Origin of the sequence: Pseudomonas sp. L7 (assembly GCF_046605565.1) — a bacterium.
GTDB classification, from domain to species: Bacteria; Pseudomonadota; Gammaproteobacteria; order Pseudomonadales; family Pseudomonadaceae; genus Aquipseudomonas; species Aquipseudomonas wayambapalatensis.
In genome coordinates this window covers 177,342-201,178 of the sequence record NZ_CP176784.1, presented here as the reverse complement: position 1 = coordinate 201,178, position 23,837 = coordinate 177,342, and the positions used below count along the sequence as shown (strand labels likewise).

The 23,837-nt window shown below is 63.2% G+C and carries 23 protein-coding genes; 16 read left to right on the top strand and 7 right to left on the bottom strand.

Annotation, left to right across the window (positions count from 1 at the left end; genetic code table 11):
• From ACK3BK_RS00975 to ACK3BK_RS00930, 10 genes are all read left to right on the top strand, one after another.
• Window positions 1-387: a DUF2493 domain-containing protein gene (locus tag ACK3BK_RS00975; RefSeq protein WP_063542109.1), complete on the top strand. Its 387-nt coding sequence runs from the start codon at window positions 1-3 to the stop codon at window positions 385-387.
• Window positions 377-547, top strand: coding sequence for a hypothetical protein (locus tag ACK3BK_RS00970; RefSeq protein ID WP_186667362.1), 171 nt, complete (start codon window positions 377-379; stop codon window positions 545-547). Before ACK3BK_RS00975 ends, ACK3BK_RS00970 begins: the two co-directional genes overlap by 11 nt.
• Window positions 548-1,565: 1,018 nt before the next feature.
• Window positions 1,566-1,814: a hypothetical protein gene (locus ACK3BK_RS00965; RefSeq protein ID WP_411383581.1), complete on the top strand. Its 249-nt coding sequence runs from the start codon at window positions 1,566-1,568 to the stop codon at window positions 1,812-1,814.
• 27 nt (window positions 1,815-1,841) lie between these two features.
• Window positions 1,842-2,093 carry a DUF3077 domain-containing protein gene (locus tag ACK3BK_RS00960; RefSeq protein ID WP_153772506.1) on the top strand — a complete coding sequence of 84 codons (252 nt, stop codon included), beginning with the start codon at window positions 1,842-1,844 and terminating at the stop codon, window positions 2,091-2,093.
• Window positions 2,094-2,406: 313 nt separating this feature from the next.
• Complete coding sequence (locus tag ACK3BK_RS00955; RefSeq protein WP_054893667.1) at window positions 2,407-2,871, top strand: hypothetical protein; 465 nt, start codon at window positions 2,407-2,409, stop codon at window positions 2,869-2,871.
• 93 nt (window positions 2,872-2,964) lie between these two features.
• A complete protein-coding gene (locus tag ACK3BK_RS00950; RefSeq protein WP_411383580.1) occupies window positions 2,965-3,735 on the top strand; it encodes a hypothetical protein in 771 nt (256 codons plus the stop codon).
• A gap of 72 nt (window positions 3,736-3,807) precedes the next feature.
• Window positions 3,808-4,509, top strand: coding sequence for an ABC transporter ATP-binding protein (locus ACK3BK_RS00945; RefSeq protein WP_186667357.1), 702 nt, complete (start codon window positions 3,808-3,810; stop codon window positions 4,507-4,509).
• A complete protein-coding gene (locus tag ACK3BK_RS00940; protein WP_186710904.1) occupies window positions 4,502-5,716 on the top strand; it encodes an ABC transporter permease in 1,215 nt (404 codons plus the stop codon). The genes ACK3BK_RS00945 and ACK3BK_RS00940 overlap by 8 nt, the downstream gene beginning before the upstream one ends.
• Window positions 5,717-5,744: 28 nt before the next feature.
• Window positions 5,745-7,187 carry a TolC family protein gene (locus ACK3BK_RS00935; protein ID WP_411384433.1) on the top strand — a complete coding sequence of 481 codons (1,443 nt, stop codon included), beginning with the start codon at window positions 5,745-5,747 and terminating at the stop codon, window positions 7,185-7,187.
• A complete protein-coding gene (locus ACK3BK_RS00930) occupies window positions 7,180-8,439 on the top strand; it encodes an efflux RND transporter periplasmic adaptor subunit (RefSeq protein ID WP_411383579.1) in 1,260 nt (419 codons plus the stop codon). Before ACK3BK_RS00935 ends, ACK3BK_RS00930 begins: the two co-directional genes overlap by 8 nt.
• A gap of 177 nt (window positions 8,440-8,616) precedes the next feature.
• On the opposite strand, the gene leuA is transcribed toward ACK3BK_RS00930, so the two are convergent.
• Entirely contained in the window at window positions 8,617-10,314 is a 1,698-nt protein-coding gene (gene leuA, locus ACK3BK_RS00925) for a 2-isopropylmalate synthase (RefSeq protein WP_186667353.1), read from the bottom strand.
• A gap of 365 nt (window positions 10,315-10,679) precedes the next feature.
• On the opposite strand from leuA, the gene ACK3BK_RS00920 reads away from it, so the two are divergent.
• From ACK3BK_RS00920 to ACK3BK_RS00905, 4 genes are all read left to right on the top strand, one after another.
• Window positions 10,680-12,167 carry a YifB family Mg chelatase-like AAA ATPase gene (locus ACK3BK_RS00920; protein WP_186667352.1) on the top strand — a complete coding sequence of 496 codons (1,488 nt, stop codon included), beginning with the start codon at window positions 10,680-10,682 and terminating at the stop codon, window positions 12,165-12,167.
• A gap of 142 nt (window positions 12,168-12,309) precedes the next feature.
• A complete protein-coding gene (locus tag ACK3BK_RS00915) occupies window positions 12,310-12,564 on the top strand; it encodes a DUF2790 domain-containing protein (protein ID WP_411383578.1) in 255 nt (84 codons plus the stop codon).
• A gap of 33 nt (window positions 12,565-12,597) precedes the next feature.
• Window positions 12,598-13,614: an alpha/beta hydrolase gene (locus ACK3BK_RS00910; protein ID WP_186667350.1), complete on the top strand. Its 1,017-nt coding sequence runs from the start codon at window positions 12,598-12,600 to the stop codon at window positions 13,612-13,614.
• Between the two features lie 221 nt (window positions 13,615-13,835).
• The gene (locus ACK3BK_RS00905; protein ID WP_411383577.1) at window positions 13,836-15,623 is read left to right on the top strand and encodes a monovalent cation:proton antiporter-2 (CPA2) family protein; all 1,788 of its coding nucleotides are present in this window, start codon (window positions 13,836-13,838) and stop codon (window positions 15,621-15,623) included.
• Between the two features lie 90 nt (window positions 15,624-15,713).
• Here the strand turns inward: ACK3BK_RS00905 and ACK3BK_RS00900 are convergent, their stop codons facing one another.
• The 3 genes from ACK3BK_RS00900 to ycaC (ACK3BK_RS00890) form a co-directional block, all read right to left on the bottom strand.
• Window positions 15,714-15,998, bottom strand: coding sequence for a HigA family addiction module antitoxin (locus ACK3BK_RS00900; protein WP_081255182.1), 285 nt, complete (start codon window positions 15,996-15,998; stop codon window positions 15,714-15,716).
• A gap of 268 nt (window positions 15,999-16,266) precedes the next feature.
• A complete protein-coding gene (locus ACK3BK_RS00895) occupies window positions 16,267-17,085 on the bottom strand; it encodes an alpha/beta fold hydrolase (protein ID WP_411383576.1) in 819 nt (272 codons plus the stop codon).
• A gap of 114 nt (window positions 17,086-17,199) precedes the next feature.
• Complete coding sequence (gene ycaC / locus ACK3BK_RS00890) at window positions 17,200-17,829, bottom strand: isochorismate family cysteine hydrolase YcaC (protein ID WP_054893711.1); 630 nt, start codon at window positions 17,827-17,829, stop codon at window positions 17,200-17,202.
• A 134-nt stretch (window positions 17,830-17,963) separates the two neighbouring features.
• Here ycaC (ACK3BK_RS00890) and ACK3BK_RS00885 point away from each other — a divergent pair, with 134 nt between their 5' ends.
• A complete protein-coding gene (locus ACK3BK_RS00885; RefSeq protein ID WP_186711876.1) occupies window positions 17,964-18,875 on the top strand; it encodes a LysR substrate-binding domain-containing protein in 912 nt (303 codons plus the stop codon).
• Window positions 18,876-18,878: 3 nt separating this feature from the next.
• Here the strand turns inward: ACK3BK_RS00885 and ACK3BK_RS00880 are convergent, their stop codons facing one another.
• The 3 genes from ACK3BK_RS00880 to ycaC (ACK3BK_RS00870) all read right to left on the bottom strand — a co-directional run bounded on the left by ACK3BK_RS00880 (window position 18,879) and on the right by ycaC (ACK3BK_RS00870) (window position 22,157).
• Window positions 18,879-20,717 (bottom strand): amidohydrolase, encoded by a 1,839-nt coding sequence (locus ACK3BK_RS00880; protein ID WP_186670025.1) that lies wholly within the window; start codon window positions 20,715-20,717, stop codon window positions 18,879-18,881.
• Window positions 20,718-20,917: 200 nt separating this feature from the next.
• Window positions 20,918-21,469 (bottom strand): antibiotic biosynthesis monooxygenase, encoded by a 552-nt coding sequence (locus ACK3BK_RS00875; protein WP_186669860.1) that lies wholly within the window; start codon window positions 21,467-21,469, stop codon window positions 20,918-20,920.
• A gap of 58 nt (window positions 21,470-21,527) precedes the next feature.
• A complete protein-coding gene (gene ycaC / locus ACK3BK_RS00870) occupies window positions 21,528-22,157 on the bottom strand; it encodes an isochorismate family cysteine hydrolase YcaC (RefSeq protein WP_054893711.1) in 630 nt (209 codons plus the stop codon).
• 234 nt (window positions 22,158-22,391) lie between these two features.
• Between ycaC (ACK3BK_RS00870) and ACK3BK_RS00865 the strand changes: the two genes are divergently transcribed.
• On the top strand, window positions 22,392-23,819 hold the full coding sequence (locus ACK3BK_RS00865; protein ID WP_411383575.1) for a mechanosensitive ion channel domain-containing protein: 1,428 nt from the start codon (window positions 22,392-22,394) through the stop codon (window positions 23,817-23,819).
• Window positions 23,820-23,837: the final 18 nt, after the last annotated feature.

The window sequence follows — 23,837 nt, the reverse complement described above, 5'->3', positions numbered from 1 at the left end:
ATGCGCGTACTGATCTGTGCGGGACGCAACTACGCCGACACCCGGCGCTGCCGCCAGGCCCTGGACGATGTCCAGCGCCAGCGGCCGATCCGGGTGTTGATTCACGGCGGCAGCCAGTTCCTCGGTGGCGAGATCGAAAGCTGGGCACGCGAGCACGGCGCCGACCTGGTGCGCTACCCGCCCAACTGGCAGTTGCACGGCAAGCAGGCCGAACGCCTGCGCAACCTGTTCATGTTCACCGACAGCCGCCCCGAGTTGTTGCTCGCCCTGCCCGGGGGCGACGACACCGAGGAGCTGCTGGCCAGGGCTCGCGGCGCTGGTGTGCAGGTGATCTGCGGCAGGCAACCACGACAACCCGAGCGAGAGGAGCATTGCCATGACGCCTGAAAAGCCTGATGAACGAGCCCGTTTCTCGCTCACCCACGACCTGCCACCCGCCCAGGCCCGGGCGGCGCGGCGCAATGTGCTGTTTGTGATCGTGACCTTGGTGTTGAGTGGGGTGTTGGTGGTGTTGTTTGGGGTTGAGGCGCGGTTGTCTGGAGGCTGAGAAAAACTGCGCCTAACCGGCTAGCGTCCCGCATTTTTGCGCTTGCTCCGCCCACTGATTTAACATGGCACCTGACTACGGCGACAGCAGAAAATTTGTCGGCGGAGCTGCGTAGGCCTGGCATGCCAAGGTCATATGAAGGGAAATCGCAAGCATCTGGGTTGTTCTGCTTCAGTGCAGGAGACTCGCTTTCGAGGCCGTCCTTCCGCGTAGTCACCTGATATTCCGAATCTTGGCCCCGGTCGCGTGATACGCGGTGACCGGGGCCAAGTACCTTTTGGCGCCGTCAACGCCTGAAAAGCGTGATGAGCGAGCCCTTTCTCGCTCACCCACGACCTGCCACCCGCCCAGGCCGGCGCAGCGCAGCGCAATGTGCAGTTTGTGATCGTGACCTTTGTGTTGAGTGTGGTGTTGGTGGTGTTGTTTGGGGTCGAGGCCAGCAACGCCTGCTTAGTAGGGCGGACTCTTCGAGGCGCCGCGAACAACAGCGCAGCAGGTGCCATTCACAGCGGTGCCTGCTTCGCGGGCAAGCCCGCTCCCACAAGTACTGCACCGGTTCCGATGGATCTACAGAACCCCTGTGGGAGCGGGCTCGTCCCGCGATCGGGCGCGCAGCGGCCGCCAACCAGACAACGCAGATAGCCCTGAAACAGCACGAAAACCGCCTGACCGGTGTTACAAGCCGAGCCATGGGGCAACCGACGTATGAAAGATCTGAAATTGCACCCGGAGCCTTCAGCCCATAATCCCTGGGAAGTATCCTACGCGCTTTGCGGAAGCCTCTTAATTGTCGGGGAAATGCCTCAGGGATAACTTCGCTGGGTCGCCCACATTGGCGACTGGGTGTGAGAAGCCCAAGTGTTTCAGGAATGGCTTCCCGTCATGGTAGCCGTGCGCGAGCAGGTTTCGACCTGGCCGTGTCCCTGGACCACGGACTTCTCACCTCGTGCACGGCTGCCACCCTAATCCGTGAGAAGGGTTCTGGTGGCAGCTCCAGATGTCGTCCAGGAGTTGAACCATGAAGAAACTCGTCCCCGACCCACCCCGCCTCAAGCTCATCAACAACCCCTACTTCTCCATCCACACCGACATGACCCCTCCCGACGCCCTGGCCCACGCCAGCGAGCTGTTGCGCGGTGTCGCCGAAACCATCGACGAACACTGTCGCGCCTATGCCGGTGTACCCGGCCTGCACATGCTGTCGAACGCCGCACACTCTGCCGAAACGGCGCGCGCGCTGATCGAGCATGCGCTGAACCGGATATGACCCTGAGCCCGTCAAGGAGTGATGAACATGAGCGGTAACCAATCCGGTCGCACCACCGCAGGTGTTGCCACCTTTCTCGAGATGTTTCGCGTACAGCCCGGTGTCCCCTATGAGCGCGCCATCGAAGAAATCTCAGTGCTGGTGGGCTGTACACGTGATCTGAGCGATCAGTTCACAGGGGAGGCGAACCCTGCGGCAATCACCGCCCTGCACTACCTCAGCGCCCTGGCCAAGGCGTTGTTGAATGATCTTGAGGTCAGCCGTAACGCTGGTGACTGAAACCTCACGATCACGCCTCGATACCGCCTCGGCATCGAGGCCCAGGCAAATGCTGCACAAGCACACCTCAACGAACTGAAGTCTCAGGCCGCTCAAGAATCCGACACTAAAGTATTCCCTCCCTGTGCCGTTAACTGCCTCAACTGGAAGGATTTATTTAGCTGGACTTTGCGCAAGTCGAGCTAACCCATGGAAGGCACCGATGCAAAGTGACCGGAAAGGACATGCAGCTGCCGTAACGCTGCAGACCGGGCAAGGCGGACTGTCGTCCGTCGTGCGACATACGAAAATGTCAACACATGGAAAATACGCTATGCAATTCAAGAAACGGATCTTCGCGGCCCTGGCCGTTACCTCCCTGTTCGCTGCCGGTGCAGCGCATGCAGGCCCTCCCGTGCAGATCACCGTCAAGAACCTGGGCACTGCCGAAGCCAAGTACTCGATGATCGGCAACAACGAAGCCCTGACCAACGCCAGCGCAACGCCCAAGCCCAAAGATTCGATCCTGCCGAACCAGGCCTTCACCTTTGTCGTGACCGGCCCCCTGAGCCCAGACATCACCACCGCCTTCGTGCGCTACGCCATCGGCGGCAAGTCCTGCGTGTTCCGTACCTCGTTCGTCAACACGATTGCCCCGGGCGGGCTGGGTGGCACCATCACCAAGATCCCGAAATGGACCAAGGATGCCGATGCCAGCGGCGGCGCTCGCTGCACCGCAACCATCACCTCGACCAGCCTGTCGAACTATTCGTGGAACGTCGAATTCACGATCAAGTAAGTCGCTGAACGTTCTGCCCCGGAGCGATCCGGGGCAGAACGGGTCCAAAGTAGACGCAGCATCCCCGCTGCCCAGAGAGATACGGAGACGATCATGGATGGTGTCAACAGCCTGCCGGCGTCACAGGTAAAAACCCTCAACGCAACTCAAGGCACTGGCAAGCCAGATGAAAAGCCTGACGCCACGGCCTCGGTCACGGCGCCCCAGAAAACGGGCAACTCGGATAACGCCAGCATCTCGCCACTGGCGCAGTTGCTCAGCGACGCAGCAGCGCGCGCGGCAAAGCGCGACGCCAGTACTGACCGTAGCGGCCTGAAAGCCATCGCTGAGCAGGTTACCCGCGCCATTCACAGCCCGGCGTTCGAGCAGTCCAAGGTCGAACGCGATGCCGAAACGCCCGCTTCGGACGACCCACAGCGCCTCGAGCAAGCACGTCAGGCAACCGCCTTCCTGAACAACAAAGGTTCCAACCCGTTCGCGGGCATGTCCATGGAACAACTCTCTCTAGTCGTGCATGACGACAGCGGTGCATTTACAGTCAACGAACGGCGCGCAGCGCTGGTGGAGACCGGTGCACAAGAAGAGGCTTGGTCCAGGGCGGTTTCGCAGAAGTTGATGGACGAGTACAACCGCGACGGGCACATGTCACCTAAAACCCTTCAAGGCATCCTGGATTATTACAAGGGCCTGCCGCCGATCATGGAAGCCCAGCTTCCCGACAACTACGAACATGATTTGAACAAACTCATCCAGTACGCCGAAAAAGAACAATCGCACAGCAAGGATCAACTCCAATCGCTGCTCGATCTGGTCTTGGCAAAACGCCTTGAATACACCGACAAGACAGCAACGCAAGACACCTGAATTTTTTCAACCAGGTGCCCATCGTATTGAGTGGGAATACCTGAACAGATTCCCAAGGATCGTGGGCAATGGATGCCTGAGTCACCCAACCAGACGCTGATTCGCCTGCAAGGCGTGACGCATGCGTACAGCTCCCATAGCGCCGCGCGGCCCGTGCTGCGTGATGTCTCGTTGTCGGTCAAGGCCGGCCAAAGTTGCGCCATCGTTGGCGCCTCGGGCTCGGGCAAAAGCACCTTGCTCAGCCTGATCGGTCTGCTCGACCAGCCCACCCAAGGACACCTCCACCTGGCAGGCCGCGACATGACCCTGGCAACCGATGGCGCCCGCGCAGTGATGCGCAACCAGCACATCGGCTTCGTTTTTCAGGGCTTCAACCTGCTGCCGCGTCTGGATGCCCTCGACAATGTCGCCTTGCCGCTGCTTTACCGTGGCGAGCCACGCAACTCGGCACGGGAGGCGGCGCGCCAGCAGTTGCGGCGGGTAGGCCTCGGCGAACGGCTGCACCACCGCCCGGCAGAGCTCTCCGGGGGCCAACGCCAGCGAGTGGCCATTGCCCGCGCCCTCGTCGGTGAGCCCCAACTGCTGCTCGCCGACGAGCCCACCGGCAACCTCGATGGCCAGACTGCACAAGACATCATCGAACTGCTGCTGGCTCTCAACCGTGAGCAGGGCGTCACCCTGATCATCGTCACCCATGACCTGGGGATTGCCCGTCGTCTGCAACGCTGCCTGCAGGTTGTCGAGGGCTGCATACGCGAGGTCGTGCATGGTTAGCACGCGAGCCTACGGCCCATCCCTCGCTCAGCGCCTTTCTGAACCATTCGATAGCCTCCAGCGCCTGGGACGCCGGGCCATTCTGGCGTTGCTCGGTATCGCAGTCGGCTGCGCAGCCGTGGTTGCGCTGCTGAACATTGGGCATAACGCCCAGCGCCAGGCGATGGCGGTGTTCAAGGGCATGGGCAGTAACCTGCTGGTCGCCGACGTGCAATGGCCTGCAGGCGCCCACTTGTCGGCACAGGCAACGCAGCCCTTCGACGCCCAAGCCGTGCGCGAAGCCGAGCCGGGACTGCGTGCAATCAGTCCGCTGAGCCTGTCGTCGGTACGCGTGAGTCTGCACGGACGAACACACGACGCGCTGCTAGCCGGGGTAGATCCGCAACTGGCCGAAGTACTCGACCTGAGATTGATAGAGGGGCGTTTCATCAGCCCTTACGACAGCCGCAGCACCCATGCGGTACTGGGCGAGCGCCTTGCCGCCGATCTGGCCGCACAGGGCATGCCGGTCATGCCTGGCGCACAGCTACAGATCGCAGGCTACGTGTTCCAGGTGATCGGCGTATTGCACGGCATCGGACAAAACCCACTGCTGCCGCTGTCGATCGACGACAGCTTGCTGATCCCGCTCGAAGGTATGCGACGGCTGGTCAGCGCATCTCAGGTGGGTACCGTTCTGGCGCGCACTGCCGACGGTGCCGACCCACTTGCCGTCGCCCCTCGCCTGCAGGCGCGGTTGCAGACCGCACTGCCCGGTCGCACGATCGATGTCCAGGCTCCCCAGCAGTTGCTCGCCGGTATCGCCCAGCAGTCGCGGCTGTTCTCCTGGCTGCTGGCAGGGCTGGGCGGCATTGCCCTGCTGGTGGGCGGTGTCGGGGTGATGAACGTGATGCTGATGAACGTCTCCGAACGCCGCCGCGAGATCGGCGTGCGCATGGCACTCGGCGCCCGCCCGCAAGATATCGCCTGGCTGTTTCTCCTCGAAGCGGTAGTACTGGCCGTGACCGGCGCAGCTTGCGGTGCAGTGCTGGGCGTGGGCGCGGGGTGGCTGTTTACTTTGCTGTCTGGCTGGGCCGACTTCAGCCTCGCCCCCCTGTCGTTGCCACTTGGCATCGGAGGCGCAGTCCTCACCGGGCTGTTCTTCGGCTTGAGCCCGGCGCTGTCTGCCGCCCGCCTGCAACCGGTACAGGCGTTGCGCGATGATTGAGCGCTGCCTGGCCTTGCTACTGCTGATCATGAGCACCGGGCCTGCCCTGGCCAGCCTGGCGCTCGCGCCTTCCCAGGCGACCCGGTCGAGCGCACCTTCGCCAGCCGTTTCCAGCCTCTCGCTGAAGGCACAGCGCATTGATTTGAGCCTAAGCGACGCGATCTACCTCGGTCTGCGCGACAACCGCGGGATCCGCAGCGCCTATCTGGATCGAATTGCTCAGAAGTTCGACCTGCGGGTGGCCGAGGATCGTTTCAGCCCCAAGCTGCTCATCCGCGGCAACTACCTGTCCAATCACAACCAGGCCGACCGCTATCGCCAAGGGGATATCACACCCACTACGACCCTGCTGACTCCTTACGGCACCCGCCTGAGCCTGGGCTGGACCTATCGTCACACCGAGGCCGAACTGGCCGGGCTGACCCGTAACGACGGCGCCAACATCACGGTCATCCAGCCGCTGCTGCGCGGTGCCGGCAGGGATGTCGCCACGGCACCGGTGCAACTGGCCCGCCTGGGCGAGCAGGTCAACCGGCTGGCGTTGAAAGACACCGTGGCGCAGACCATCACCCGAATCATCATCGGTTATCACACTCTGCTGCAGACCCAGGAGCAGTTGCAGATTGCCCGCGACGCCCTGCAGCGGGCCAATCAATTGCTCGAGGTGAACCAGGCAATGATTGCTGCCGGTCGCATGGCAGCCTTCGAGATAGTCCAGACCGAAGCCGAAGTCGCCACCCAGGAGCTCGGACTGGAAGACGCCCGCAATCAACAGCAAGCCGCGCGCCTGGCTCTGTTGCAGATGCTGGCGCTGGATCTCGATACCCCCATCGTCGCCAGCGACACGGTCCATGCAGACGCGATCGATATCGACACCTCCTTGGCCCTTCAACAGGCTCAGGCCCTGCAACCGACCTACCTCATCGAACTGATTGCCGGCGAGCAAGCAACGATCAACCTGACGGTGGCGCGTAACGAGCGCCTGTGGGACGTCTCTCTGGTCGGTGGTGGCGCCCAGGTACGTGAACGCAACAACCTCAACGGCAGCGCGCGCAGTTGGGAGAATTATGTGGGTGTTCAAGTGGAAATTCCGATCGGTGACCTGAGTACCCGTCAGGCTGAAGTACATGCGCGTGTCGGGGTGGAAACCCAGGAAGTCCGGTTGCAGGAAGCACGTCAGCAACTCCAGCGGGACGTGACCAATGCCGTGCGCGACATCGGCGTGCGCTGGCGCCAGTACCAGATTGCCCTGCGCGCGCAGGAATTGTCGCAACGCAAACTAGCGATCGAACGAGAAAAACTCACCGTCGGCCGATCAAGCAACTTCCAGGTTCTGAGTTTCGAGAACGACCTGCGCACGGCGCAGAATACGCGCCTGGGTGCGCTCATCAGCTACATGAACGCCCAGGCCGAACTGGACCAGACCCTGGGCACCACGCTGGACAGTTGGGACATTGCACTGAATGACTAGGTTTTGCTCGATCACTGGCGGCCGCGCGCTACTGGTGCTGGCCCTCGCCAATCTGCCGGGCTGCTACGGCGATGCGGATGAGCAGCCGGGCGCTTCCCCACAAGCGCAGTGGGTGCAGGTAGCACCGCGCCTGCTGGAAAATCGCCTGGGCCTGGTAGGCCACCTGCAGTCAATGGACCACATCACCCTCGCTGCACCTTTCGATGGGCTGATCGCCGACGTGCGCGTACAGGAGGGCCAGCACGTCGAGAAAGGCCAGGTGCTGGTGACGCTGGACCCTGCGCAGCTGCAAGTGCAATTGCGCCAGGCACAGGCTGAGCTGCTCAAGGCCCGTCGAGAGGCGCAACGCCTGGAACGTTGGAGCTCCAGCCCAGAAGTCGCCCGCGCACGGCGCGCAGTGGCGGCCGCGAACCAGAACCTATCCCGCAGCGAGAATAACCTGCGCGATACCCAGGCGCTGTTCGAGCGCGGCATCGTCGCGCGAATGGAGGTCGAAAGCCTGGCTCAGCAGGTGAACACCCAGCGCCAGGACCTGACCGCCGCCAACGAGGATCTGCTTACAACACTTGCGCACGGCCACGGCGAGGAGCTCAGCATCGCGGCAATGGAACTGGCCAACGCCCAAGCGCGCCATCAGGCCCTCGAGCAGTTGTATGCACGACGCGAACTGCTCGCTCCGCTGGCCGGGTATGTGGTTCGCCCGGCCCCTCAAGAGGGCGGAAAATCCGTTCCCCTGCAAACGGGTGTCGCCGTTACCCAGGGGGTACCGCTGCTCGGCGTGATAGGCCAGGAGCGCTTTCAGGCCTTGAGCCGGGTGGAAGAGACCGACCTGCGCCTACTGCACGAAGGCATGCCGGTGCAGATCAGTGGCGACGGCTTTTCCGGTGAACTGAGCGGTCGCCTGACCGCCATCGGTATCCAGAGCGAGACGGCTGATACGCAAGGCGCCGGAGCCCAGTACCCAGTGAAGGTGTCGATCGACCTGCCAGCACAGCCCTTGCAGCACCCCATGCGCGCGGGGATGAGCGCACGCCTGTCGATCATTCTGCAGCGTGACGAACAGGGTATCGCCATTCCCCCGCACGCATTGCGCGATGATGGCCAGGGGGGACGCTACGTGGTGTATCGAGCGACGCCACAGGCTGCGGTCGAGCAGATTCCGGTGACGACCGGTGCAGCGGTGCCCGAGGGCGTGATGGTGCGGGGGCTGGAGGCTGGGCTGGTGGAGGTGCAGGAGCGCACGCCTGACTGAAGAACTGCCAGGTTCGAAGACCAAAATCCGGAAACCAGGATGATCTGACAGTGTTCAATGCGTGAACTGAGCTGCAAGGTCCGCATGTATACATCGCCTTCCATGCGGACCTCGTGGCTGGCCACCACCGCACCATGCCCGCAGTCTGTTCCCAAGGCTTCCAATGCCGATATCGCCTCAGGCCGTGACGATGGTATTGCCCAAGGGCTCGAGCAGGCCCTGGCGAGTGGCCCTGCACACGGCACTGACCAAAGCCTGCAGCGAAGCCTGGAGAATGCTGCTGTCTTTACCAACACCGAAAAGCAGCTGGTTGTTGACGCGAATTTCCACATAGGCGATCGTCTCGGCCTGGGCGCCATCACGTACCGCATGCTCATGGTAGTCGGCGATGTCGAAATTCAGGCCAAGTGCGGCAAAGGCGTTGACCAGCGCGGCGAGCGGCCCGTTACCCTCCCCGGTCAATGGCAGGCGGCCACCGTCAACGAGCAATTGAGCACTGACGTAGGTGCTTGCTCGGTCACTGGTGAGCATGGGCTGGGTCAGGGTGTAGGGCCTGCCCTGCTGCAGATAGGTTTCAGTGAAGCAGGCCAGGATCATATCGCTGGTCACTTCCTGGCCTTCGGCATCGGCAACCCGCTGCACCACGCCGCTGAACTCCATTTGCAGACGCCGCGGCAGCACGATGCCCTGCTGCTCCAGCAGATACGCCACGCCTCCCTTGCCCGACTGGCTGTTGACCCGGATCACCGCCTCATAGCTGCGCCCCATGTCGGCAGGGTCGATCGGCAGGTAGGGGATTTCCCAATAACCGTGAGGGTTTGCGCGGCGGCGCGCAAAGCCTTTCTTGATCGCGTCCTGATGAGAGCCGGAGAACGCAGTGAACACCAACTCACCGGCATAGGGATGACGAGGATGGGTAGGTAACTGGTTGCAGTACTCGACCTCACGCTGAACGTGGGTGATGTCCGAGAAGTCCAGTTCAGGGCTGATGCCGCTGGTATACAGATTCATGGCCAAGGTCAGGATATCGACGTTGCCGGTGCGCTCGCCATTGCCGAACAGCGTCCCCTCGACCCGTTCGGCACCCGCCAGGCACGCCTGCTCGGCAGTTGACACCCCGGTGCCGCGGTCATTGTGTGGGTGCACGCTGATGATCACGCTGTCTCGCTGGCTCACATGCCTGCAGAACCATTCGATCTGGTCGGCGAACACGTTGGCCGTCGACACCTCGACGGTTGTGGGCAGATTGAGAATCATCTTGTTGGACGGCGTTGGCTGGAACTCGGCGATGACCGCGTCGCAGATTTCCAGGCCGAAGTCCAACTCGGTGAAGCAGAACGTTTCCGGCGAATACTGGTAGGTCCACTGGGTTTGCGGATTGGCCTGCATCAACGCCTTGATCTCACGGGTGGCCTGGGTGGCAATATCGATACAGCCAGCGCGGTCGACACCGAACACGACTTCGCGGAACACAGGGGCCGTGGCGTTGTAGACATGCACAATGGCCCGCGGCACGCCCTTGAGCGCCTCGAAGGTGCGCTCGATCAGGTGAGTACGCGCCTGAGTCATGACCTGGATGGTGACATCGTCAGGGATTGCGCCGCTTTCGATAAGCTCACGGACGTAATCGAAATCAGTCTGCGAAGCCGCCGGAAAACCTACCTCGATCTCCTTGAACCCGACCTTGACCAGCAGATCGAAGAAGCGGCGCTTGCGCTCGGCGTTCATCGGTTCTATCAGGGCTTGGTTGCCGTCGCGCATATCAACGCTGCACCAGACCGGTGCAGCTTTCTGTACCTGGCCAGGCCAGGTGCGGTCCGGCAGATCAACCACGTTGAAATGGCGGTATTTAGTGGAAGGGTTCTTCAACATCATGGTGGCGTTCTCCTTGGCCTGTAAGCGATCGTGCTGGCGCTGGGTGAGGTGAGCGTATATCTGATATTGGATCCAATTTATGCTGAAAGCGCTTAGTCTGGATTGCGTTCTATTTACCCAGAAACAGGGTTATGTTTTTTAAAATTGCTGAGAAATCAATTTTCTTAGTGAATACTTGCCATATGACATAAAAAGTATCTTCACGCTGCTGCGCCACGGTGGGCCTGACGGACTGTGTCCACTCAACAAAAAAACGCCATGCCTTGGCAAAATCTCGTCGCACTCTTCACCCGCCACTGCCCACGCCCCTGGCTATCCTTGCCCCTGCCGCAGGACGCGGCATCCCCAGTGACCAAGGAGTGTCCATGTCTCTCGCCCTCGTCCACAGCCGCGCCCAGGTCGGGGTGCTGGCGCCCGCTGTCAGCGTCGAAACCCACTTGGCCAACGGTCTGCCCAACCTCACCCTGGTCGGCCTGCCCGAGGCCACGGTCAAGGAAAGCAAGGACCGGGTACGCAGTGCCATCGTCAATTCCGGCCTCGAATACCCGGCCCGACGCATCACCCAGAGTCTCGCCCCCGCCGACCTGCCCAAGGATGGCGGGCGCTACGACCTTGCCATCGCCCTGGGCATCCTCGCCGCCAACGGCCAGGTGCCGGTGGCGACCTTGGTCGATTTCGAATGCCTGGGCGAGTTGGCGCTATCCGGGGCATTGCGCCCGGTACAGGGCGTGCTGCCGGCGGCGCTGGCGGCGCGGGAGGCCGGGCGGGCACTGGTGGTGCCACGGGAGAATGCCGAGGAAGCGAGTCTGGCCAGTGGGCTGGTGGTGTATGCGGTCGGGCATCTGCAGGAGCTGGTAGCGCACCTCAATGGCCAGGCACCGCTGCCAGCCTATGCCGCCAATGGCTTGATGCTACGCGCGCGCCCCTATCCGGACCTGAGCGAAGTACAGGGGCAGATCGCGGCCAAGCGCGCCCTGCTGGTCGCGGCGGCGGGGGCGCACAACCTGCTGTTCACCGGGCCACCCGGCACTGGCAAGACCTTGCTCGCCAGCCGCCTGCCGGGCTTGCTGCCACCGCTGGACGAGCACGAGGCGCTGGAGGTTGCGGCCATCCAGTCGGTCAGCGGCAAGGCACCGATCGACTGCTGGCCGCAGCGGCCGTTTCGCCACCCTCATCACAGCGCGTCGGGCCCGGCACTGGTCGGTGGCGGCAGTCGGCCACAGCCTGGGGAAATCACGCTGGCCCATCATGGGGTGCTGTTTCTCGACGAACTGCCCGAGTTCGAGCGGCGTGTGCTGGAGGTGCTGCGCGAGCCGCTGGAGTCTGGCGAGATCGTGATTTCACGGGCCAGGGACCGGGTGCGCTTTCCTGCGCGCTTCCAGCTTGTAGCGGCGATGAACCCCTGCCCCTGCGGCTACCTGGGCGACCCGGCAGCCCGCTGCCGGTGCAGCCCTGAGCAGATCCAGCGCTACCGCAACAAGCTCTCGGGCCCGCTGCTCGACCGCATCGACCTGCACCTGACCGTCGCACGGGAAAGCACCACTCTCAGCCACCAGCCCAGTGGCGAGACCAGCGCCAGCGTCGCTGCCCAGGTCGCCCAGACCCGCGAGCGGCAACAGCGTCGCCAGGGTTGTGCCAACGCGTTTCTCGATATGCCAGGCCTGCGCAAACATTGCGACCTGAAAGCCGCCGACCAGTCATGGCTGGAAGGCGCGTGCGAGCGACTCAACCTTTCGTTGCGCGCCGCCCACCGTCTGCTCAAGGTCGCCCGCACCCTGGCTGACCTTGAACAGGCCGAGCGCATCGCCCGCTCCCATCTGGCCGAGGCCCTGCAATATCGCCCTGGCAGTTGACTCGACGCCCGCACCACCACCGATAACCCCACTCAATCTTCTCCATAGCGGAAATATATTTTGCGCGCTAAATATTTGCGCGCAATATTCGACTCAAGCAGCAAGCAGTCGCTGATCCCTTACCGAACCTTGGAGAACGATCATGACCACCCTTCGCAAAGTCTTCGCCATCGCCACCCTGACCCTCGGCACAACTGCAGGCGCCTTCGCCCAGTCCATCGAGGCCACGCCTTACCACTACGGCATGAACCTGGACATCGCCCAGGTCATCGCGGTCGATGCCCCGAACAGCACTCGCAGCCATGCCTCCGCCGCAACGCTCACCTACCGCAACAGCAGTGGCCAGGTGCAGAAGGTCAGCTACATCCACCCAACCACCGCCGCCAACCAGAACTGAACCCCACGGCCCGACCCCAGAGGAGCTTGAACCATGAAACTGTCCCGCACCCTGACCGCCGGCCTGCTCGCCCTCGCCGTCAACAGCGCCTTCGCCGCCGGTAGCGCCGGCGTCGAGCACACCACCCAAGGCTTCCTCGATGCCCTGGCCGCCGGTGGCGGCAAGCCGCTGGAAACCTTGGCGCCCAAAGATGCACGGGCCGTGCTCAGCGGTGCGCAAGCCAGCGTCAAGGTCGATCTTTCGGGTATCCAGGTCGAGCGTCGCACACTGCAGATCGACGGCAAGCCGCTGGACATCCGCGTGGTGCGCCCGCAAGGCGCGAAAGGTGAGCTGCCAGTGTTCATGTTCTTCCACGGCGGTGGCTGGGTGCTGGGCGACTACCCGACCCACGAGCGCCTGATCCATGATCTGGTGGTCGGCTCCGGCGCGGCGGCAGTCTATGTCGACTACACGCCATCGCCAGAAGCGAAGTTCCCCACCGCGATCAACCAGGCCTACGCCGCGACCCGCTGGGTGGCCGAGCACGGCAAGGAAATCGGTGTGGATGGCAGCCGACTGGCCGTGGCCGGTAACAGCGTCGGCGGCAACATGGCGGCGGTGGTGGCGATCAAGGCCAAGGAAGCGGGTACACCCAAGCTGCGGTTCCAGGCGCTGTTGTGGCCGGTGACCGACGCCAACTTCAACAATGCATCGTACAACCAGTTTGCCGAAGGGCACTTCCTGACGCGCAACATGATGCAGTGGTTCTGGGACAGCTACACCACCGACCCGCGCCAGCGTGATGACATCCATGCCTCGCCACTGCGGGCTAGCCTGGATCAACTCAAAGGCCTGCCGCCAGCACTGGTGCAGACCGCCGAAATGGATGTGCTGCGTGACGAAGGCGAAGCCTACGCCCGCAAGCTCGATGCTGCCGGTGTGCCGGTGACTGCCGTGCGCTACAACGGCATGATCCATGACTTCGGATTGCTGAACGTGCTGGGGCAGGTGCCCGGAACTCGTAGCGCGATGAATCAGGCGGCGCAGGCGCTGAAGGAACATCTGCAATAACGATAGTCGCCTCACGGGCCTCTTCGCGGGCAAGCCCGCTCCCACATGTGTAGGAGCGGGCTTGCCCGCGAAGAGGCCCTTGAGGGCTGCAAAGGCTCCAAATCCTGAACGCTGCTTCCCACCCCCGACGGTTGCCCCCTCCCCCCGCCGAGACGAAAATGCCTACCGTCCCCGGCGCCTGCTCACACAGCGCTTCATCCAAGCCTCCTGGAGTTCTACCCATGCCACATGAAGGCAGCATCCTGCAGACTGCAGTGATATTCCTGCTTGCCGCCGTCGTCGCCGTGCCTCTGGCCAAGCGCCTGCAACTGGGTGCTGTCATCGGCTACCTGCTGGCTGGCGTGGCCATCGGTCCACAAGCGTTGGGCCTGATTCGCGACACCGAGAGCGTGGCGCACATTTCCGAACTGGGCGTAGTCCTGCTGCTGTTCATCATCGGCCTCGAACTTTCCCCACGACGTCTGTGGCTGATGCGCAAGGCGGTGTTCGGCGTGGGCCTGGCACAAGTGGTGCTGACCGGCGCGATCATCGGTGCCATCGCCCTGTTCGGCTTTGCCCAGTCCCTGCCAGCGGCGGTGGTGCTCGGTCTGGGCCTGGCGTTGTCATCCACCGCACTGGGCCTGCAGAGCCTGGCCGAAAGCAAGCAACTGAACGCCCCCCACGGGCGCCTGGCCTTTGCCATCCTGTTGTTCCAGGACATTGCCGCGATCCCGCTGATCGCGCTGGTGCCCCTGCTGGCGGCCAGCGGCCCGGACACCAGCCACGGCGACAGCATCGAACATGGCCTGCGGGTGTTCGGCAGCATCGCCATCGTCATCGTCGGCGGCCGCTACCTGCTGCGCCCGCTGTTTCGCATCGTCGCCCGTACCGGCCTGCCGGAAGTGTCCACGGCCACCGCACTGCTGGTGGTGATCGGCACCGCCTGGCTGATGGAGGAAGCCGGCATTTCCATGGCGCTGGGCGCGTTCCTCGCGGGCCTGCTGCTGGCCGACTCCGAATACCGGCATGAGTTGGAGTCGCAAATCGAACCGTTCAAGGGCCTGCTGCTGGGGCTGTTCTTCATCAGCGTCGGCATGGGCGCCAACCTTGGCCTGCTGCTGGAAGCACCTGCGCTGCTGCTGGGCCTGACCTTGCTGCTGGTAGCGGTGAAACTGCCACTGCTGATGCTGGTCGGGCGTGCGGTGGGCGGGCTGAACAACCTGAGCGCACTGCGCCTGGGGCTGGTGCTGGCGGCGGGAGGTGAGTTCGCCTTCGTGGTGTTCAAGCTGGGCAAGGACCAAGGCTTGTTTGACACCTACACCTACGACCTGCTGCTGATGACCATCACCCTGTCGATGGCCCTGACGCCGATGTTGCTGCTGGCCAGTTCGCGCCTGATCAAGCGCCCGGCGCCAGCGCGCGAAGTGCCGGAGCAATACCGCACGATCCAGGCCGACGCCCCGCGCGTGGTGATCATCGGCATGGGCCGCATGGGGCAGATCGTGGCGCGTATCCTGCGGGCACAGAAAGTCTCCTTCATCGCCCTGGATACCTCGGTCGATGCCATCGAGATGACCCGCACCTTCGAACAGGCCCCGGTGTTCTACGGCGACCCGATGCGCCCCGAGGTGCTGCATGCGGCCAAGGTCGGCGAGGCCGAGTACTTCGTCATCACCACCGATGATCCGGAAGCGACCATCCGCATCGCCGAGCGGGTCAAGCATGAGTACCCGCACCTGAAAGTGATCGCCCGGGCGCGTAACCGCCAGCACGTGCACAAGTTGCTCGACGTCGGCGCCGAGCCGATTCGCGAGACCTTCTACTCAAGCCTGGAGATGACCCGCCTGACCCTGATCGGCCTCGGCCTGAGCGAGACCCAGGCGGCAGACCGCATCCAGCGCTTCACCGAGCACGACCAGCAGGTGCTGGAGGCACAGGGGCGGGTTCGCGATGACCGGGCGAAGGTGATGCAGACGGCCAAGGAGGCCAGGGTGGAGCTGGAGCGGTTGTTCGAATCGGATAACGACTGAGTTGTATGCCGCAGGGGCCTTCATGCAGCCCCTGCGGCGACACGACACCTGCTCGACGACGAGCCACGAAGGGTGAAAATCAACTTCGGTTCAAGCAAATCCCAGCCGCGCGATAGGCGGGTGCTCACGATGAGCAGCCTGCCACAGATCATACGCCGCCTGCTCTGCCAGATATTGGCGGGCACTGCCCAATCCAGCCAACTCAAGCCGGTACGCAAGATCGGCGGAGATAGCTGCGCGCCCGTTCATCACAGTGGACAGTTGACCTCGGGAATAACCGAGATGACGAGCAAGCGCAGAGACACTCAGGCCAATCGCCGGCAGGACATCCTCGCGCAACGCTTCACCCGGATGGGGGGGGTTATGCATGGGCATGACAATGCCTCCTAGTGATAGTCCAGATAGTCCACAAGCTCTGCATCCGTGCCGACAAAGCGAAACACCAGCCGCTCTACACAGAACGCACAATTCTGGAGGGAAGGTGTTCCGGAAGGGAGTTTCAGCTTTCCGTCAAAGGCGTGAGAGCCTTCCTATCCAATGGCATGACCTGATACCTGCGAAAACCCGCCACACAAACAGCAAAAAGGGCGACTGTCTCCAGTCGCCCTCGATGCCGCAGTCGCGCAGGCCCGGCCTCAGCCGGTCACTTCGCCAGAAATGCCAGCAAGTCGTCGTTCAGTTGCTGCGCATGGGTCACGGCAAAGCCGTGTGGTGCACCGGGATATACCTTCAACTGCGCGCCCTTGATCATCTCGGCGGCTTTCTTGCCGGTTGTCTCGAACGGCACGATCTGGTCGTCATCGCCGTGGATCACCAGGGTCGGCACATCGATTTTGGCCATGTCCGGGCGGAAATCCGTTTCAGAGAACGCTGTCACGCAGTCGATGGTGCCTTTGAGCGAGGCCAGCAGGGCAATGTTCAGTGTCTGGGCCTGCACGCCCTGCGAGACTTTCTGCCCATGGTTGATGCCATAGAACGGCGCGGCGAAGTCGGAAATAAACTGCGCACGGTCGGCACGCAGGCCGTCGCGAATACCGTCGAATACCGACTTGTCGACACCCTCGGGGTTGTCGGCGGTCTTGATGAACAGTGGCGTTACCGCCCCCAGCAGCACCAGCCCGGCCACGCGCTCGCTACCATGCTTGGCGATGTAGCGGGTGACATCGCCGCCGCCCATGGAGAAGCCGACCAGGGTGACGTCACGCAGGTCCAGATGCTCGATCAGCTGGGCGATGTCATCGGCGAAGGTGTCGTAGTCGTAACCGTTCCACGGCTGGCTGGAACGCCCGAAGCCGCGGCGGTCGAAGGCGATGGTGCGATAGCCGCGGCTGGCCAGGAATTCCATCTGGCCATCCCACATGTCGGCGTCCAGCGGCCAGCCGTGGCTGAACAGCACGGGCTTGCCGCTGCCCCAGTCCTTGTAATAGATCGCGGTGCCATCGCGGGTAACTAGTGTGCTCATGTCGGAATCTCCTGAAAGTCGGGTAGGTCTGGATCTTGAGTACGGGGCGCGAGGAACATTCCATCGCACAGCTGGCCGGTCGGCCACGAGGCGTGCCGACCGGCCATGGGTGGGTCACTTGCCAGCGGTGAGAGCGTTGTAGCTGGTGATCAGGTTGCGATAGTCCGGGATGTGGTTGGAGCACAGCGCGGCCAGCCCTTCGACATCGTTGCGCCAGTCGCGGTGCAGCTCGCAGGCCACGCCGAACCAGGTCATCAGTTGTGCACCGGCAGCTTCCATGCGGCGCCAGGCGGCATCGCGGGTCATCTCGTTGAAGGTGCCGGAGGCATCGGCCACCACGAATACTTCGAAGTCCTCGGCCAGGGCCGACAGCGCCGGGAAGGCCACGCACACTTCAGTTACCACACCGGCGATGATCAGCTGTTTCTTGCCAGTGGCCTTCACTGCCTTGACGAAGTCTTCGTTGTCCCAGGCGTTGATCTGGCCAGGGCGGGCGATGTAGGGAGCGTCCGGGAACAGCGCCTTGAGCTCTGGCACCAGCGGGCCGTTGGGGCCTTGCTCGAAGCTGGTGGTGAGGATGGTCGGCAGGTTGAAGAACTTGGCCAGGTCGGCCAGCGCCAGCACGTTGTTCTTGAACTTGTCCGGCTCGATGTCACGGACCAGCGACAGCAGGCCTGCCTGATGGTCGACCAACAGTACGGCGGCGTCGTCTTTGTTCAGGCGGTTGTAGGTGAATTGGCTCATGGTCTGTACTCCCAAATGTGTCTTCGATGTGCGGTAGGTGGGGTAGTGCGCGTTGATGAGTACAGATTAAAAACATCACCTTTGATGCGGTAGACTGCAAAAATTGTCTGTAGCGTTCTATCTGGAGAACGATCTTGGAAGACCTGAATTCCCTCTATTTCTTCACCCAGGTCGTCGAGCATGGCGGCTTCGCCCCGGCGGGCCGGGCGCTGGACATGCCCAAGTCGAAACTCAGCCGGCGCATCGCCGACCTGGAAGACCGTCTTGGCGTTCGCCTGCTGCACCGTACCAGCCGCCACTGCTCGCTGACCGAGATCGGCCAGGCCTACTACAACCGTTGCCTGGCCATGCGTGTGGAAGCCGAGGGCGCGGCAGAGATCATCGAACGCAACCGCAGCGAACCACGTGGCCTGGTGCGTATCAGTTGCCCCACTACCCTGCTCAACTCGTGGGTCGGGCCGATGCTCACGCGCTACATGCTCAAGTACCCACAGGTGGAGCTGTTCATCGAAAGCACCAACCGTCGCGTCGACCTGTTGCATGAAGGCTTCGATGTGGCGCTACGGGTGCGCTTCCCGCCGCTGGAGAACACCGACATGGTGATGAAGGTGCTGAGCAACAGCACCCAATGCCTGGTGGGCCATCCATCGTTTCTCGCCCAGTTGCCCGAGGGTTTCGAACCGCAGATGTTGAGCACGCTGCCGAGCCTGCACTGGGGCGCGGCGCAGCAGAAGTATCAATGGGAGCTGTTTCAGGGGGAGGACATGGCGCGCAAGCTGGTGATCGCGCACACGCCGCGCATGGTCACCGATGATCTGTTCGCGCTGCGGCATTTCGTGGTGGCGGGGGTGGGCATCGCGCACTTGCCGCGGGTGGCGGTGCGCGAGGACCTGGCCCAGGGGCGCCTGGTGGAGATGTTGCCGGCGTGGCAGCCGCGCTGCGGGATCGTCCATGCGATCTTCCCTTCGCGGCGCGGGCTGCTGCCTTCGGTGCGCTCGCTGATCGACCATCTGGCCGAGGAGTTTGCGGTCAGTGATATGGCTTGAGCGTCAGAACGCGAAGCAGGAGCAGCCCAGCGCTCCCCAGAAGCCCTGATAGTCGCTCACCGGCACGCTCGAATGCCGAGCCTTCTCATGGCTGTGCGCATGCACCCCGCACGGCCCGACGCACTGGTGTACCGCCGCAGCCAGCGGCGCACCGGCCCGCCAGTGGCCCGGCACCTTGGCCACCGGCGACCACTCGGGCACCACCGGAATCTGCGCCGGGCCGAGCTTGTCGAACTCCGCCGCGCCGTACACCACCTTGCCATCCACCACCGTCAGCACCGACTCGATGCTCTTGATCGCCTCTTCCTCGACGCTGAAGAAGTCCAGCGACAGCGCCGCCAGGTCAGCCAACTGCCCGACCTTGATCTGCCCCTTCTTGCCCTGCTCGCTGGAGAACCAGGCACTGCCATGGGTGAACAGCTCGAGCGCCGTGGCGCGACTCAGGCCTTCCGGGTACAGCTCCAGGCCGCCGACGGTCTTGCCGCTGACCATCCAGTACAGCGAGGTCCAGGGGTTGTAGCTCGACACCCGGGTGGCATCGGTGCCAGCACCCACTGGCACGCCCTCGGCGAGCATGCGCTGGATCGGCGGGGTTTTCTCTGCAGCCTTGGCGCCGTAGCGGTCGACGAAATACTCACCCTGGAAGGCCATGCGGTCCTGGATGGCAATCCCGCCATTCAGCGCCCGCACCCGCTCGATGTTCTTCGGCGAGATGGTTTCGGCGTGGTCGAAGAACCACGGCAGGTTGTTGAACGGGATATCGCGGTTGACCTTCTCGAACACATCGAGCATGCGCGAGATGGACTCGTCGTAGGTGGCATGCAGACGGAACGGCCAGCGCTGCTCGACCAGGTGACGGATCACCGGTTCGAGTTCCTCTTCCATGGTCTGCGGCAGGTCCGGACGCGGCTCGAGGAAGTCCTCGAAGTCGGCGGCGGAGAACACCAGCATCTCGCCAGCGCCGTTATGGCGCAGGAAGTCGGTGCCGCTGTGGACCTTGACGCTTGAAGTCCACTTCTTGAAGTCGTCCAGTTCTTCCTTGGGTTTCTGGGTGAACAGGTTGTAGGCGATGCGCACGGTCAGTTGGTCGTTGTCGGCCAGCTGCTGGATCACCGAATAGTCATCCGGGAAATTCTGGTAGCCGCCACCGGCATCAATGGCGCTGGTCAGCCCGAGGCGGTTGAGCTCACGCATGAACTGGCGGGTCGAGTTGACCTGGTACTCCAGCGGCAACTTCGGCCCCTTGGCCAGGGTGGCGTAGAGGATGGTCGCGTTGGGGCGGGCGATGAGCATGCCGGTCGGGTTGCCGAACTTGTCACGCTGGATTTCGCCACCGGGCGGGTTGGGCGTGTCCTTGGTGTAGCCGACGGCACGCAATGCGGCGCGGTTGAGCAGGGCACGGTCATACAGGTGGAGGATGAACACCGGCGTGTCAGGCGCTGCCTGGTTGATTTCTTCGAGGGTGGGCATGCGCTTTTCGGCGAACTGGAATTCGTTCCAGCCACCCACCACCCGTACCCATTGCGGCGTGGGTGTGCGCAAGGCCTGCTCCTTGAGCATGCGCAGGGCGTCGGCCAACGATGGCACGCCTTCCCAGCGCAGTTCGAGGTTGTAGTTCAGGCCGCCGCGGATCAGGTGCAGGTGCGAGTCGTTCAGGCCGGGGATCACCGTGCGCTGCTTCAAGTCGATGATCTGCGTGCTGTTGCCCTTGTGGGCCATGGCCTCGGCATCGCTGCCCACGGCGACGAAGCGCCCGTCCTTGATGGCCACGGCGGTAGCTGTGGGGTTTTCACGGTCGACGGTGTGCAGCTTGCCGTTGAACAGAATGAGGTCTGCGGTCATGGGATCTCCTGAAATGTCGGCATGGGCGGAATCGGTGAAGGGCAGTGCGGACCAGAGCGCGCCGGCCGCACCGAGCAGGGTGCTGTTGGCGAGGAAACGGCGGCGGCTCTTGTCGGTGGGATCCTGGTTCATGGTGCTCTCCGTCCGGTGGGGTGATCGGCAGGCGATTGAACGCTAGCAGTGGATCGTCAGGCGTGCGCTCAACGGCGCAGCCATCCGGCGCAGCGGCGCGTCACCCACGGCATGATGAAGAACACCACCGGGAGGATGACGCACAGGTTGACCAGCAAGTTGCTGGCCAACGGCCCGCCCAGCGGCGGCACCTTTGCGAACAGCGGCGCCAGCAACTGGGGCACCAGCAGGGTCATCGGGCAGATCACCAGATAAGTGAGCACCGCCTGCTTCCAGCGCGCAGGCTGTGTGGCTGGCGTGCTGGACGGGGTGAACCAGAACTCCGGATCGTCGTGGATACGGGTCTGGTCACCCTCTTCCAGCAGCGGCAGCACTTCGGCGACCAGGCGCTGGCGCTCCGGTGAATCGACCCAGGCACGCAGTTGCCCTGCATCGGCAAAACGCACCACGGTGGTGAACTGGCCGCCATTGTCATCCGGACGAATCACGTTCACGTCCAGATGACCAGGCTGGCGGCGGGCAACACCGACGGTACGACGCAACCAGGTCTCGTAGTGCGCCAGGGCATCGGCCCGGACTTTGTGCTGGATCACCAGGGTGACCACGCTGCTGTTGTTCATCGCTGAATACCTGAGCAAAGTTTGACCAGGCGCCGTGGGTGGCGCCTGGCGGGGTGGGTCACTTGCCAGCGGTGAGGGCGTTGTAGCTGGTGATCAGGTTGCGGTAGTCCGGGATATGGTTGGAGCACAGCGCGGCCAGCCCTTCGACGTCGTTGCGCCAGTCGCGGTGCAGCTCGCAGGCCACGCCGAACCAGGTCATCAGTTGTGCACCGGCAGCTTCCATCCGGCGCCAGGCGGCATCGCGGGTCATCTCGTTGAAGGTGCCGGAGGCATCGGCCACCACGAATACTTCGAAGTCCTCGGCCAGGGCCGACAGCGCCGGGAAGGCCACGCACACTTCAGTTACCACACCGGCGATGATCAGCTGTTTCTTGCCAGTGGCCTTCACTGCCTTGACGAAGTCTTCGTTGTCCCAGGCGTTGATCTGGCCAGGGCGGGCGATGTAAGGCGCGTCCGGGAACAGTGCCTTGAGCTCTGGCACCAGCGGGCCGTTGGGGCCTTGCTCGAAGCTGGTGGTGAGGATGGTCGGCAGGTTGAAGAACTTGGCCAGGTCGGCCAGGGCCAGCACGTTGTTCTTGAACTTGTCCGGCTCGATGTCGCGGACCAGCGACAGCAGGCCTGCCTGGTGGTCCACCAGCAATACGGCGGCGTCGTCTTTGTTCAGGCGGTTGTAGGTGAATTGGCTCATGGTCGTGCTCCTTCGGGTGGGGTGGGTTGTTGTCTCGACTGCATGGGCACAGATTAAAAACATCGCGTTTCTGTCGGTAGATAGTGAAAAACGGCCTTAGCGTTCTTTTTTTGGAACGATGAAACGGATGTCGCCCTTTTCACAGGTAAACCCACACCCACAGATGCCCCATTGCCTGGGCAACCAACCTGCTCTTTACTACCCCTCAGCCCTCCCCTAGCCCCCGAGACCACCATGCTGGCCTTCATCCAGTCCTACCCCCTGCTGCTGGGAACCTGCCTGATCTTCCTCGACCTGCTGCTCTGGCAACTGATCCCGCTGGAGCGCCGCGCCTGGCGTATCGTCACGCGCCTGGGCATCTTCGTGATCTTCAGCGCCGTCCTACTGGCCGCCGGCATGAGCCCGCTGCAACCGCCGCCATGGGCGGACGATGTCGCGCGCAACCTGATCGCCACGGTGCTGACCATCGGCTGGTGGCTGTTCGGAGCGCGCACGGTGACGGTGGTGTTCGGCCTGCTGATGATCGCCCGCGGCAGTCACGGCGGGCGCCTGCTGCAGGATGTCGTGGGCGCGCTGATCTTTCTTGCCGCAGCCGTGGCGGCGGCGGCCTATGTCCTGCAACTGCCGGTCAAAGGGCTGCTGGCGACCTCCGGAGTGATGGCCATCGTCATCGGCCTGGCGCTGCAGAGCACCCTGGCCGACGTGTTCTCCGGCATCGTGCTCAACACCACGCGGCCCTACCAGATCGGCGACTCGATCTCCATCGACGGCACCGAGGGCAAGGTGGTGGATATCGACTGGCGCGCCACGCGGCTGATCACCGGCAGCGGCAGCCTGGCGGTGATTCCCAACTCGGTGGCGGCCAAGGCGCGCCTGCTCAACCACAGCCGGCCAGCCGACCGCCACGGGGTTTCGATCAGTGTGGTGGTACCCGCCAGAATCCGCCCCAAGCGGGTGTTCGACGCGCTGGAGAAAGCCCTGCAAGGCACCAGCGCCCTGCTGCCGTCACCCGCAGCGAAGGTGTCGGTGAAAGCCTCGACGCTGGAGTCAGTGGAATACGAGGCCAGCGGTTTCATCGCCGACGCGGCGCAAAAGACCGACGTACGCAACCTGCTGTTCGACCTCGCCCACCGCCATCTCGAGGCCAGCGGTGTGATGTGGAGCCTCGACCTGGCCGTCGCCCCACGTAGCCGACAGCGTGAGCTGCTCGACGAAGTGCGGGTGTTCCGCTCGCTGAGCAGCGAGGAACGCGATGCCCTCAGCCAGCGCATGATGGCGGTGGAGTATCTGGCCGACCAGGTGATCCTGGATGTCGGCCAACAGTCCGATCACTTGCTGGTGATCGGCAGCGGCGTGGTCCAGGCCTCGATCCGCAATGGCGACAAGCGCGTGGAGGCCGGGCGCATGGGGCCGGGGGAAGTGCTGGGGATCGAGGGCATCATGGACGAGGACAGTTCGTTCGCCGAGTTCCGCACCCTGACTGGCTGCCTGCTGTACCGGATCGACAAGGAGCAGGTGCGCAGTTGCCTGGCCGAGCGCGGCGACGTGGTGCAGGCGTTGAACAAGCTGCAGCGGTTCAGGCTGCTGAGCCGGGAGTCGCTGCTGATGCAGAAGCCGGCAGCGGTGAAGAAGGGCGGCTTTCTGAGTTGGCTGCACAAATAAGCGGGCCCCTTCGCGGGT